We start from the raw sequence: 13,751 nt of genomic DNA, 5'->3' as shown, positions 1-13,751 counted from the left end.
GCTTCCTTGTGAGGACAAGAAATGCTAAAAACAAGTTTGAATCTTTTCTTCTCTTAAATTACATTTCTATGAATTTTAAAAAGTGCAATTATGGAAAAAGATATCGACTATAGTAATTCAAAGTTAACACCGGAAAAAGCTTTACAAATGCTTAGATCTGAGGGGTTAGACGTTACTATTGAACAGGCAGAGGAAATCTTGCATTTCTTGAGAATAATCGCTAATATCGCCGTGTTGAAATATTTAAATAAAACAGAATGAGCAGGATAGCAGACTTATATATTCGTGTAAGTACGGACGAGCAGGCTGAAAAAGGCTTCTCACAGCGCAGTCAGGAGGAAATGCTGAGAAAATATTGCAGTATAAATCATATACAGATACGCAATGTAATATATGAAGATCATTCGGCCAAGACCTTCAACAGGCCTCAATGGAAAAAATTTCTGGCTGATGTGAAGAAACATAAAAATAAAATTAATCTGGTTCTTTTCATGAAGTGGGACAGGTTCAGCCGTAATGCGGGTGACGCTTACCAAATGATCAATGTTTTAAGAAAATTGGGTGTAGAGCCTCAGGCTATAGAGCAGCCCCTTGATTTAAGCGTTCCGGAGAATAAAATGATGCTTGCATTTTATCTGGCTGCACCCGAGGTTGAAAATGACCGCCGGGCATTAAATACCTTTCAAGGTCTTAGGCGCGGGAAGAAGGAGGGGAGGCATATGGGGATGGCGCCTTATGGATATGCAAATAAGGTTACTGAGGATGGAAAGAAATATATTGCCATTGTACCGGAGAAAGCGGCAAAACTTATTTGGATATTCGAACAGGTTGCAAGAAATGTCTTCAGTACCGAGTCTATTTACCAGATGTCCAAAGATAAAGGACTTGTCTTATCTAAGAGCAATTTATGGGTGATTCTAAGAAATCCGCTTTACTGCGGAAAAATAGTTGTTCCCAAATACAAGGATGAAGAGGAAAAGTGGGTTGCAGGACAGCATGATGCAATTGTAAGCGAGGGATTGTTTTATCGTGTGCAGGATGTTCTTGACAGCAAAGCTCGTACATACAGGCCTAAAATTAAGACTATTGAGAATTTTCCCCTGCGGGGATTTTTTCTCTGCCCAAAGTGCGGCCAGAAGTTAACGGGAAGCAAATGCAAAGGGAGGAGTAAATATTATTACTATTATCACTGTGATAAAGATTGCAGATGGAGAATAAACTCAGAGGTAGTTAATAAAATATTTAAAGAACATTTAAATAAATTAAAACCTTTAGCAGAAGTAAAGAAATTATACACGGCAGTTCTGCTTGAAGCTTACAGAGAGCATACAGGCATGGTCGCCAATGAGAAGAAGAAATCGCTTGAACAGATTGCAGTTTATGAAAAGAAATTATCAGTTGCCAGAAATTTGCTGGTTACAGAGAAAATAGATCCTGAAGATTATAATCTCATGAAAGCGGAGTACAATGCTGTTATAAGCAAGCTGGAAAAAGAGATTGGAAATGTAGAGGATGACAGAGCTAATATAGAGCAGTTAACGAACTCAGGACTGGAAAACCTTATAAAACTCGGCGAGACCTTTGAAAATGGGACTTTAGCTGATTCCAGGGAGATGATTGGTTTAATTTTTCCCGAAAATTTCACATTTGAAGAAAAGAAAATCCGCACCGCCCGGATCAATGAAATGGTCAACTGTATCTATTTGGTAAATAATAGGTTACGGGCAAAAAAAAACGGAACAAAAGATGATATTTTTCTTTTGTCCCGAGTAGTGACCCCAACGATACAAATTCCAAACCATCATTTTTTAGATAATTTTAAAAAGGTTTCAATTTTTAAAGAATTGTCTTTTAATGTTTTGGAATGTAGTTGTTTAGATAATGTTGCTTAAACAAGTACTTTGCTTAAAGCTAACTTTAAAGAAGCAAAATTAATAAAGATGCGAAGCTTATTTGCATCAGAAAACTTAGAGATATTATGAAGCCATATAAATTCGAAGATTTGCCTGATATTTTAGGAACCCTTTCTTTAAGAATAGAAAATATTGAAAGGATTCTAAAAAATAGTGCACAAGCGGAAAAAGAGATTGATGATGATTTGCTTACAATCCAGGATGCTTCAAAACTTTTGAAGCTTTCAGTTGCTACTATATATTCTAAAGTATGCAGGAATGAACTGCCCGTAAGCAAAAAGGGCAAGCGTCTTTATTTCCAAAAGACTGAACTGCTTGACTGGATTAAGTCTGGGCGAATTAAGACTATAGCAGAAATCCAAAAAGAAGTAAATAACAGGTTAGATAAAAGATATTAAAATTAATAACTGCATATTTTTTGCAGTTTTTTTATTTGTACCCCATTTGTACCTCTTATCAATGCATACCTTGCAAATTCTGGAAAGTGAATTTCCGGAACTGATCCCCGCACTAAGAATCTGCGTTAGTCAAAAAACTTAGAAGCGCTCTTTAACAATTTCCTCCTTACTTTCTTTGTTAGTTAGTTAGTTAGTTAGTTAGTTAGTTAGTTAGTTAGTTGTTTTTCTTTTTACTCCTAGTAATGTATAAATTTCGATCCTAAGCTTTTTGCAACTTTATTTTTCGGGATTTCCTGATTTCAAAAACACCATGCACCATGATTCTGACACAAAACTTAGAATTGTCAAATATCTTAAAAACTGCCTTAACTTTTTGTGGTAAAATTAAAGTCAACTCCACCAAAAAACAGGAAGTATTTCTAGATATATATTGGGTAAAACTTTTAAAACCAATTTACGAAAAAAGAATAAATTCACCATTTTGAAAATACGTATTTTTACGTGCTACATATTAAATTTTCTGTTGTATTTTTATGTAAGTTTCTATAGGATAATATGCTATTTGGTTCTTTTGCATCTGTTTGATAACTATTATCTGTAGAGCTTCTAAATATATTAAATGAATACCAAATATCATTGGTTATAGCAAAGTTGTTATTCTTCAGGTTGTTTATTTCAAATTGAGATTTACATTGAGTTACAAGGATTTTGAGGAAATGCTGAAAATACGTGGAATACAAGTTGATTATGCGAGTATTCAGCATTGGGTTTTTAAATTTGTACATTTGATTAAATCGGAAATCAAAAAGAGAAAGAACAGAATAAGAGCTGCTGCGAATGGATTAAAATTTTATAAAGGATGAAGGAATCTGGTGTTACTTATATCGAGTTGTTGATAAGTTGAGCTATACGGTTGATTTTCTTCTGACCAAAATATTACAAAGAAGGAGTGCCCAGTCCCTCCTAATTGAAGCAATAAATAATAACTCCCAGACAACTGTAATTAATACAGGCAAAAGCGGCTCTAACACAAGCGCAATATAGGTTTGCAACAAACACTCGTTTTAGAATATAAAGATTAGGCAGGGTAAATATCTCGACAAAATTGTTGAATAGGGTTATCGCTTTAAAAAATGGAGGATACAAAACGGTTTGGGTTTGAAAATTTTGAGTTTGTTAAAAGGATTTTGAGTGGAATTGAAGTTGTGCGTATGTTGAGAAAGAATCGCATAAATCATTTTGTAAATTGACTGCCATAATTTTTGGGTTGCAGATTTCTTTTGGATTTGCATAGCAAATGCAACAGAATAATATATTTAAATAATACTTAAACTTTTCTCGTTATGAATAAAGTAAGTACTTTTCTTTTGCGGGCATTTTGTTTGATTCTAGTTTTTATTCCGAAAATTCTTATTTCACAGAATGTTCAGCCACTGGGTATTCCAACTGGTATATATGAAATAGGTCCGACGGGAACTTCACAATTGAAAACGTATTGTCTTGACAAATCTATTACAACTTATGAAGGAACCTCTTATGACAGGGTTGCTCTTGGAAGCGATCAAATCATAATGATTGGAAATCAAAGATATTCCGTTAATGACGCATTATCAAAAAATCTAATTTCCTTCACTTATTCACATAGCGATTCAGGCATAATGTATATGTTGGTTAAAAATAATACTAAGGAAAAAGTTAGATTGATTGTTGATAAGGATTTCGTGCTCAGCGACAATAAAAGTACTAATGTTTTAAAGGAAACTACTGGACTAAATCATTCACCAACTGATTTGCAAATCCCCAAACAACAATATATATGGTTTTCTCAATCTTATAAAGATTATCTTTATAATTACAAGGATATATTGCTGAAAATTAAAATAATACATGAAAATGAGAGCCTGAAATTGGACGATTATTTGAAGAGACGCCGCGATTTTTTAAATTCAAATGGCATTAAGGACCAAACTTTGGTAGATAAGCGTGAACATGGCGAAATCTATGATTATGCTCTTCTTAATTTGCTTTCCTCCAAATTGATAATGCAGGAAATTATGGAAAGTACATCGCGAAACGTTTTTTATTTACGCCAATTCACCAAAGATGGCTTATCGTATTATTGCTTAGATAATGGTTCAGTTGCACCTCTTCTTACCAAAAGTTTAAGTGATCTTCAATCTATAATTAATAATGAAAAGAATGCTTACGTCTTAATTGACGAAACATTTCCTGTAGACAAAAAAAATGCCCTTATAACAAATCTACAACTTTCAAAAATTACCCTAGTTGAAAATGTAGTCTTAAGTAAAGTCGACCTTTTAAGGCCTTTAACTTTCAATTCACCTGAGATAAAAACTGTAAGAGAAGTTGAAAAGATTTATTATTCTGATAATTATAAATTCGAGGTTAGTTATAATGTAGGCTATCGTGATGAAGAGGCAATCGTAACCTCAAAAAATAAATCTGTGCTCGAAAAAATTCGAGCCGTTTTCGCAAAATTGGTAGGAACGGAATCTCAGAAATCAATTACCGATACTTATCAAGAGGCTAAGCTTGTAGCAAAGAAAGCATTTCCTGGTAGAGCTATAAAAGCCAAGTTGACCGCTAATTATAGTTCGATGCATATTTCCCAAAATAGTTCAGAAAACAGAGTTAATAATATTGAATTCTATGTTTATAACTGAGACAATAATTAGGCCTGTTGATTGTGTAGTTGCATTTGCAATCCCTCTTAACAAAAGTAGTATTCGAAGAAATCAAAGGCTAAATCCTATTGCTGATTTTTCAAAGCATATAGTTTGGCCACTTTACCAAATTGATACAATAAATCCGATGAAATTCCTTAAATCAGGTAGAAGTATTGGATTTCAGATTAAGGAAGAGTTCTCTTATAGTGATCTAAGTGATTTTTTTACTTCAGGTAAGAAAGTTTTGATTTTGTTTGCACATTGGTCAAATGGCAGGGTTGAATTGTTTGATGGTTTTCATTGTGCTGACGATTTCTTGAATGTATTTCCTGAGGATGGCAGATTTATAGTTGATTTAAACGTTTGCACTTGCAAAGAGTTAGGAGAAACATTGGGTATATCAAGACCCAATTCAATTATTAAACACAGTAATTTGAATATTCCAAGTTATGCAGGGGCATGGTGTATTTTTTATCGTTATTTCTTTCAACTTCTTGACGAGCAAAAATTAACATATCTGGAAGGGTTACAGGTTTCAGGCAAAGAATTTAAAAACATATTTAAATGAAAATAGATACCATATTAAGCAACTATCTTAGTGAAAATGGCGTTGTTCATGATTTAGGTTCCAATGTTACAGAAATCGATGAAGAAAATATAGCCATCGATAAATCTGATACAGAAGTTTTTGAAAAATTAAAATTAGGAAATGAAAAATCCGATTTTCTTCTCTTGGCAATGTATATTATATTAATTGCAGTCGCTGCTGTAATAATTTCAAAAATGTTGATAGACATCAAAAATAACTATACTATTTTAACTTGTATAGGAACTTTGATAATTATTTTGGCAATCATGCATCGCATTTGGAGAGATAAAGTTCGTTCAAGTCAACTACTAAAGATATTACCCAGCCTTGAAAAAAAAGACAGATTGAAGTTGGTTTTGCTTGTGCTAAGAGACAGCCGTGAATACAATCTGAACATTAAAAGTGCTTTCTCGTGGCTAACTTCAATGAGGAATAGAATTTAAGAATTAAGAGTAAGAATACGAAAATATTGTTTGCGAATCGATTAAATTGTAATTATCTCTTAGATTAAAAGGTTCTGTCGCATCTGTTTTATAACTATTATCTTTAGAGCTTCAAAATACATTACATGAATACCACGGGTCGTTGTTATCCCAAAGCTATTATTCTTCGACCAGTTTATTTGAAATTGAGATTTAGGTTGAGTTACAGAGATGTTAAGGAAATAATGACAATGCATGGAATAGAAGTTGATCGTGCAACGATTCAGCGCTGGGTGTTTAAATTTGCACTGTTGATTGAATTAGAACTCAACAGTACATGGATTATAACTTTTTCCTTTCACTTTAACGAAGATAAATGAAAATAAATTGTTCAAATCATTTTGTAAATTGACATAATTTTCCGAGTCCTGATTCCTTTCGGATTTACATGCCAGACACGACAGAACCGCTTTAAATCAGTGAAAGAATAGGCAGCTCATTAAAAAATAGAAAGAAATGGAACAATTTGAGGACATTGAAGGGTTACAGGAATTTTATAGGCAATTCAAAAATTCAAAACTAGGGGATCTGCATGAGTATGTCAGGAAAAACCATCCAGAAATCAATCTTGCAACCAATAAGGGAATTGCCGGCCAGGTATTGGAGGCAGTTATAGGGAACGCACCAAATTCAAATCCGAATCCTGATATCAAAGACATCAATGTGGAGCTGAAAGCCCTGCCACTAAGAAAGAACGGCCAGCAGATCCAGCCCAAAGAGCGCTCAAAAATAAAATCACTCAGCTATAATGGCATTATTAGGGAGGAATGGGCTACCTGCGAACTGAGAAGAAAGATGGAAAAAATACTTTTTCTCCTTTACGAGCACCCGACGGGAAAAACATACCGTGACTGGGAAGAATTCATTTTCAGAGGAACTATCTTGTATGAAGTCGAACATGAAGACGAAGAAACGGTAAAAGAGGATTGGGAACGGATAAGGGACAAAGTAATTGCTGAAACTGCTGACAATATCTCGGAAGGCGACGGCAAAATCTTAGGAGCCTGCACATCGGGAACCGGCAGACAAATTCCGTATGGCAGAGACAAGCATGCAAAACAGAGAAGCTACAGCCTGAAAAACAGCTATATGAAGTTCTTCTATGAAAAAAAGACGAACCAGCAATATGCTTCGCTAGGGCTGAATGAAAATGCAAAGCCGGAAGACTTTGTTCTGCAAAAGCTGAACAATGAGCTACAAGGCAAGAGCCTGGCAGCTATCGTAAAGGAATATGATCTGAGTTTTTCACCTGATGCGAAATCATCCTTCCGCCTTCTGATCAATCGGGTATTGAAGATTGCCGACAATGAGAAGATACTGGAATTAGAGGAAAACGGCATTGTCATGAAGACAGTACCCGTAGACGCCAACAACAGGCCATGGGAGGCCATGTCCTTCCCTAGATTCAGCCTTGTAGACTTGATTGAGGAGAAATGGGATATCGAAGAAAATGAAGAATGCGGAGAATCGGCTTTCAGAAGCATCATATCAAGCGGCTTCATTTTCATACCTATCATCAAAGAGAAAGAGGCATATGTCAAAGACGGAAAAACAAAAAAGAGATACAAGGACTGGAAGACATGGATTGTAGGGAAAACGGTGTACTGGAAAGCCTCGGATGCTGAAATGTCAACAATTAGGAAGGAATGGAGAGAAGCCCAGGAAATCGTAAAAAAAGGGGTGAAACTACAAACGATCAGACGCGGCACGAAACAGATGCAGGAAAACAACCTTTTGAAATCCAGCAATACAACGATCATACATATACGTCCCCATGCCAATGATTCGAGCGATATAGATTTGCCATACTACAATCTCACCCAAAAAAGAATCCGTATTTCTTGGCAGAGTTTCTGGCTGAACAAAAGTTTCGTCGAATCCAAAATCAAGGCTTAGATTTTTCTCCAGGTTCGGCTAATTGATTAGCTCCAGATTCATTTAGTGTTCTGATTTGTGTAGTAAGGGAATTGAAGTAAACCAGGACATTTAGTACAACTGATTGGCTGCGAGAACTCTACAATCAGTCAATAGCATTAATTTTTTTGAAGCAGCGGCCTTAGGCTTTTCTGGCAGAACAGGCATCAATCCCGGCCACAGAATTCAACGTAAATTATGGAGGCATATTTAATGTGATGACTTATCTAGAACATATAATTATAAAAATTACTTTTATAATTATTTTGTTTATTTACCATTATAGTATATCCTGATAACGAAACTCAGCAATAGATTTTCCTGATGGACAAGATCCTAATGTTATAAATTGAAAGCCTTTGAGCATCGACCCCGCTTAAAGGTTTTTTCGGTTTAAGATTTCTTTGCAATGAACTTGAAAAGATAGGGAGGCAAAACGTACTGTTAAGACTTAGACACCAGGATTGCCACAAAATTTGAAATGCAAACTGCTTTTAAATTCGCCTTGGCTTTCTGTGGCACTTTTGGAGCCCAGCTCCAAAATCTTAATCAAACAATTGTGCATCAAATTCTGTATATATTAAATATTCATTTGTGTAGCTGATAGGAATACAGTGAATTAGCAGCGACACATGTTATTCGTTTACTTAGGCTTTAATTTATCCGAATTTTAAGGGCCTAGGTTTTTGGACGCAGAAAGGGTATCTACTCCAGCTCTCGTTAATTCTTTTTTATGGGACTTGCCAGCCCCAGTTCCTTCATGTATTCGTATACGGTGCTGTAAGATATTTGATAGCCTGCATTTTGCAGCACTATGGCAATGCGCTGACACCCGTACCGCTGCCTAAATTCAAAAAAAATACGCTTTATCTCTTTCTTTATTGCATTTTTTCTTTCTTTTTTTTCTGTATTTATTGGTTTTTTCCATAGGCGATAGGTGGTTCTGTTCTGGCCAAGCACCTCGCACATTAGTCTGATAGGGTACTTTTTTTCATTGGCGGCCATAAATTGAAAAAGCAGCTCTCTCTTCTCATTCAGATATCTGCTTGCATTTTTTAAGATTTCAAATTTTAATTCTGACTTTTTAGTTTTTTTTTCCAGCTCCAGAATTCTTTGTCTTTCAAGATTTACCTTTAAATAATCATTTGCTTTGCCATCCCTGCTGTTGAATTTTTCATATTCTCTGCGCCACGAGCTTAAGGCCGCTGTGTACAGGCCAAGTTCTTTTTCTAATCTGGCCAGACTGGTGCTGCTTCTTTCATAGCTCAGAAGAACGGCCCTCTCTTTAAATGCATAGTCATATTTTTTCCTGTATTTCTTCATTGCCCGCATTTAACTGTTATCCTTGTTTATATTCCATAGATGATTCAATAGTTCAGTGATATCTTAAAGTTTTTATAAGCCGTGGCCTGCATTAAACTGTTCTATCGTTTTATAGTCTAATGCGGAATGGATTCTTTTTTTATTGTACCAATTTTCAATGAATTCAGCTATTTCTAGTTTCATAAGCTCCTGCCTTATGAGTTTGCGTTTCCTGTGTATTAATTCTCTTTTTAATGTATTGAAGAAACTTTCGGCAACTGCATTGTCAATGCTGGTCCCTTTGCGGCTCATGCTTCTTGCGAATTGATAAGAATCGAGCTTAGTGATGAAAGCTCTGCTGGCATATTGGACACCTCTGTCAGAGTGAAACAGAATGCCCTTTGAAATCTTGCGGTTGACGACGGCCATCTCCAATGCGGGCAGTGTTGTTGTCCGGGTGAAGAGCCTGCAGCTCAGACTCCAGCCGACAATCTTCCTGTCATACAGATCCATAATTATAGTCAGATATAGAAAACCTCTGCTGGTCTGGATATAAGTAATGTCGGAAACCCAAACTTCAGAAGGAGCATTTACCTGAAACTTCCGGTTTAAGACATTGGCGGCAATGTTGTTGTTGTGAATCGAATTGGTCGTTATCTTGAATTTTCTTTTGGCAATTCTTCTTAACCCCATCTGTCTCATATAAAAAGCGACCTGCTTCGGGCATATTTTATATCCAAGCTTATGCAGCTCATCAGTAATTTTATTTCGTCCGTAATGTTTCTTGAAACGTAAAAATATGATGGCGATATCTTTTTTCAGTAAAGTTATGTACTGCTTTTTTTTTTGAGAGGCCGGTTGTTTTCCATCTATTATATCTTCCGTGGCCGACCTCTAAAATTTCACACATTTTCAATATAGAATATCTGTGTTCGTTCGCTTTTATAAATTGGTAAATTGGCAGATTTCCCTGATGGAGATGAACAGCTGCATTTTTTAAGATTTCATATCTGAGTTCTGATTCCTTTGATTTTTTATAGAGATCGAATATTCTTTTGTTGTCTGGATGAATTCTGTCGCATCCCGATCCAGGAAAGCTTCCTTCTCCGAATTTTTGATATTCCTTTCTCCATCGGCAGATCAGGCTTGGATGTATGCGAAGATATTCTGCTGATTTTTTAATACTATTTTTTTCATAGCTTAGCCTAATTGCGTCCTCTTTAAAGACGCGGTCAAATTTTTGGTACTTTGCCTTCATAAGTTAAATAGAGTTTTAATTTTCGGGTAATTGAAACTAAGTCTAAAAAACTTTATAGACTTAATCTGATTAGAAACAGAAATAAGCACTGGAATGGAAGATAATAGAAAGATAGCGATTAAGTTATGTTTTATGAACAAGGAAGACAAAAATTTAAGAAAGGATGTTGCTGATAGGTGTCTGAAATTTTTTTGAAAAAGAATTTTCTACTTAATTTTAGATTTAATAAAAGTTTTTATCTTGAATTTATGAATTTACATTTTTTTCATTTGCATTAATCCTAATATGTCGCTGACAAACAATTCATTTTTTGTATAAGTTTCGAACCTAAGCTTTTTGTAGCTTTGTTTTCCGGGATTTCTGTTTTTCAAAAATGCAATATGCCACAATTTTGCTACAAAACTTAGAATGGTGAAATATCTTAAAAACAGCCTTAAATTTTTGTGGCAAAATTGAAGGCAACTTCAAACACTATGTGCCACGATTCTGCCACAAAAGTCAAACGTATAGAATTGCAACATTTTTTTCCTTGAATTCGCCTTAGCTTTTTGTGGCAAAAAAGGAGGCAACTGCATTATTTGTTGTTTTTAGATGCGGAAGGCTTTTCTATGCCTAAATAATAAAATGCTTGATGTCGCACGATGCAAAATGCGATATTTTTAAAGATTTTTTTATAAATGGTTTTTTGCTAAGATATTAACATCTGTCCTATAGGACTCAAATTATTTTTTGGAGCTACTAATGCTAAGCTATCGAATGCTGCAAATAAATACTGCCTGACTACTGCAAAAGAATGTGATTTTATCCTAATTTCGAGCCGTTGTTTCATGGCATTACTACTAATATTCCACTGTATTCTCTGTAAGTTTGTAAAGGCGATTCATCTACTAAATCAAATCCGTATTGGCCTATTGGAAGATTGATCTCCAAAGTATTTTGGTAATCCTTTAAGGTGTATAAAGTTTTAAAATCATCAAATATTCTAAGAGTCCACTTTCCGTTCCTTAAATTATCAAATGCAATTTTTCTTCGTTCTCCCTGTTTAAAAGTCAACGTTTCTACGCCAATATCTTCGTAATCCGTTTCTACCCAGAAAGTATCGCCGTTAATTCCTAGTTGCTGTCGCGCAGGATCTGACAGCACAATTGTCGCCCCTGAGTCGATTTCCAGCTGAGAAAGCTTGCCTATTACATAAGTTCTTACTAGTGCGCCGTTCTCAATATTTCTGGCATATATAATAGATCCGATAGGAGCACTTCTATGTTTTGAGGTAAGCATTTTTTTCATGCCATAGTCCTCCCAATCCTTATTATTTAGATATTTTTTGCCAAATTCCAACGACGGCAATGCTACATAAGCATCTGTTCTGCCGTTAAACCCGCATGGAATATCAGCTGGGATTTGAGCCAATTTTGGTCCAGGATTGGAAAAATCATACATTACACTTACTGGAGGTTTGCTGGGTTGCGCCTGGGTAATCTTAACTAATACTTCATTTGGCAGATTTTGAGTTTCGATTTTTTGTCCCCAGCTGTTATAGACAGTATTGTTCATAATTGTATAATTCCTACCTTGGTTGTCTGTGATTGTTAAGGTATTTGTTACTGGCTGTTCATCTGCTGTTTTCGCATCTAGTTTCTCGGAGTTTCTGCTTTGAGTATAGGATTGACTGTTTTCTGCATTTACTTCGGCAATTTTTGCAGTTAGCCCTCCATCCGTTCCCATATATGTGAAAAGCATTGCAGGATATATAGTAAGCTGGTTGCCTATATTTTCACTAATTGCCCAGCTAACTACGAGTTTGTCGTGAAAAAGTCCCATCGCGTTCATGCCTGGTACTTTAGCGGCACTTCGCATTAGTGGAGATTGGTCTGAGCTCCAAGGAATCTTTTCACCAAATTTAAGAGGTGCATCTGGATTGGCGCCTGTTCCAACATGACTTGCGTTTCTATTAAGTTTTGACGTATCAAAAACTTTTTTGCCGTTCTCTACTCGATTGGCACTTTTGAGAATTGCGCAACTCTCTTTGTCAAATGGAGAAGTGCAATAAGGTTCACCTGTCGCTGGAGATGGATCCAAAGGATGCTTTGTGTAATTTTTATAAATGTCTTGAATAAGAACCATTCCTCCACCAAGAATAAAGCCATTTTTTATATCCTGTTCATCGCCGCCGCTTGCTGCAATTGCAAGCCCGCCAACTGCACCTGCAAGTGCAGATTTTTCAATCATCTCTATTGTTTGGCTTGCATCTATTTCTCCTATCCCTTTTAAGGCTGCGCTTGAAAGTCCACTTATGATGCCTGCCCTTAGAGCCAGTTCTGCATTACCGCCAGAAATTCTGTATGTCTGCCATGCAGCGTAGGCAGCAGAACCTCCTGGACCTCCATAAACACCCGCGGCTACCGCACCAGCTGTATTGAGGTATCCACTTTGCTGGGTTGCTAAAAATGCTGCTTCTTCCTGTGTTGTAAGCGGATCTAATGCAACATGAAATACTGCGTCGAGCAGTTTTCCTTCTCTGATTCGCTGTTCCGTTGATTTGGCAAGATCCAAAGTCCCGTCAATATTTTTTTCAGTAAATTTTTCAAGAGCTTTAAAGATGTCAACTGTATTATTGCCAACTCTTCCCGTTTCGGCAACAATGTTTTTTCCTGCTCGCCCTGATTCTCTTGACGCGTCAGCAAGACCTTTTTCAATTGTCTTTCTGGTGTCTTCAGCGGCTTTTCCTGTCGTTTTTGCGAGATCATGTATTGCAATGCCAGTGGTTTTGTTCAAATCTCGTACGCCTTTTTCAACGGTTCGACCGACATTTCTAGCCACCTTTTCACCCGATTTCATTATCTTTTTAAGCGATATCTTTTGAGCTTGAACTTGAAAGGACATGATAGAAAAAAATGTAATTAAAAAATAGTTTTTCAGCATATTAATGAATGTTAGTGTGTGTGGCTTACTTTATTTTAAATTAGGCGGTTAAAGCATCTCTGTAAAGTGAAATTAATGATAATATATGTATTTGAACTAAGTGTTTGTACGTGTTTTTTATGCATAAACCTAATACTGTTTTTTAAAAGATGTTTAATTTATCAATATATAAAGTTTTTGATTAAATCATGAATATGGATTGTCATTAATCTTTTTGATATAATTGATTTTAGAGGATGATATTTAAGATTAAATGCAGAATTTAGGATAAGTGTTTTCCGTTACC

At 35.7% G+C, this 13,751-nt stretch carries 11 protein-coding genes and 1 pseudogene; 9 read left to right on the top strand and 3 right to left on the bottom strand.

Annotation, left to right across the window (positions count from 1 at the left end):
• Positions 1 to 90 precede the first annotated feature (90 nt).
• The 9 genes from ACFFLS_RS11940 (at position 91) to ACFFLS_RS11900 (ending at position 7,965) form a co-directional block, all read left to right on the top strand.
• Entirely contained in the window at positions 91 to 261 is a 171-nt protein-coding gene (locus tag ACFFLS_RS11940; protein ID WP_379686643.1) for a hypothetical protein, read from the top strand.
• A complete protein-coding gene (locus ACFFLS_RS11935) occupies positions 258 to 1,892 on the top strand; it encodes a recombinase family protein (RefSeq protein ID WP_379686645.1) in 1,635 nt (544 codons plus the stop codon). The genes ACFFLS_RS11940 and ACFFLS_RS11935 overlap by 4 nt, the downstream gene beginning before the upstream one ends.
• Positions 1,893 to 1,978: 86 nt before the next feature.
• Positions 1,979 to 2,311 carry a helix-turn-helix domain-containing protein gene (locus tag ACFFLS_RS11930; protein WP_379686646.1) on the top strand — a complete coding sequence of 111 codons (333 nt, stop codon included), beginning with the start codon at positions 1,979 to 1,981 and terminating at the stop codon, positions 2,309 to 2,311.
• 852 nt (positions 2,312 to 3,163) lie between these two features.
• Positions 3,164 to 3,355: a DDE-type integrase/transposase/recombinase gene (locus ACFFLS_RS11925; protein ID WP_379687688.1), complete on the top strand. Its 192-nt coding sequence runs from the start codon at positions 3,164 to 3,166 to the stop codon at positions 3,353 to 3,355.
• Between the two features lie 299 nt (positions 3,356 to 3,654).
• Positions 3,655 to 4,995 (top strand): hypothetical protein, encoded by a 1,341-nt coding sequence (locus ACFFLS_RS11920; protein WP_379686647.1) that lies wholly within the window; start codon positions 3,655 to 3,657, stop codon positions 4,993 to 4,995.
• Complete coding sequence (locus ACFFLS_RS11915) at positions 4,982 to 5,566, top strand: hypothetical protein (protein ID WP_379686648.1); 585 nt, start codon at positions 4,982 to 4,984, stop codon at positions 5,564 to 5,566. Before ACFFLS_RS11920 ends, ACFFLS_RS11915 begins: the two co-directional genes overlap by 14 nt.
• Complete coding sequence (locus ACFFLS_RS11910) at positions 5,563 to 6,030, top strand: hypothetical protein (RefSeq protein WP_379686649.1); 468 nt, start codon at positions 5,563 to 5,565, stop codon at positions 6,028 to 6,030. The genes ACFFLS_RS11915 and ACFFLS_RS11910 overlap by 4 nt, the downstream gene beginning before the upstream one ends.
• A 125-nt stretch (positions 6,031 to 6,155) precedes the next feature.
• Complete coding sequence (locus ACFFLS_RS11905; RefSeq protein ID WP_379686651.1) at positions 6,156 to 6,389, top strand: hypothetical protein; 234 nt, start codon at positions 6,156 to 6,158, stop codon at positions 6,387 to 6,389.
• A 136-nt stretch (positions 6,390 to 6,525) separates the two neighbouring features.
• The gene (locus ACFFLS_RS11900) at positions 6,526 to 7,965 is read left to right on the top strand and encodes a MutH/Sau3AI family endonuclease (protein ID WP_379686652.1); all 1,440 of its coding nucleotides are present in this window, start codon (positions 6,526 to 6,528) and stop codon (positions 7,963 to 7,965) included.
• A gap of 738 nt (positions 7,966 to 8,703) precedes the next feature.
• Here ACFFLS_RS11900 and ACFFLS_RS11895 read toward each other — a convergent pair.
• The 3 genes and pseudogenes from ACFFLS_RS11895 to ACFFLS_RS11885 all read right to left on the bottom strand — a co-directional run bounded on the left by ACFFLS_RS11895 (position 8,704) and on the right by ACFFLS_RS11885 (position 13,426).
• Positions 8,704 to 9,306, bottom strand: a complete 603-nt coding sequence (locus ACFFLS_RS11895; RefSeq protein WP_379686654.1) for an IS3 family transposase — start codon at positions 9,304 to 9,306, stop codon at positions 8,704 to 8,706.
• A 72-nt stretch (positions 9,307 to 9,378) separates the two neighbouring features.
• A pseudogene (locus ACFFLS_RS11890) lies at positions 9,379 to 10,543 on the bottom strand (IS3 family transposase).
• 825 nt (positions 10,544 to 11,368) lie between these two features.
• Positions 11,369 to 13,426 carry a hypothetical protein gene (locus ACFFLS_RS11885; protein ID WP_379689395.1) on the bottom strand — a complete coding sequence of 686 codons (2,058 nt, stop codon included), beginning with the start codon at positions 13,424 to 13,426 and terminating at the stop codon, positions 11,369 to 11,371.
• Positions 13,427 to 13,751: the final 325 nt, after the last annotated feature.

It is taken from the genome of Flavobacterium procerum (assembly GCF_042431625.1).
Lineage (GTDB): Bacteria > Bacteroidota > Bacteroidia > Flavobacteriales > Flavobacteriaceae > Flavobacterium > Flavobacterium procerum.
The sequence above is the reverse complement of the archived record's forward strand: the minus strand, read 5'-3'. Positions and strand labels throughout refer to the sequence as shown.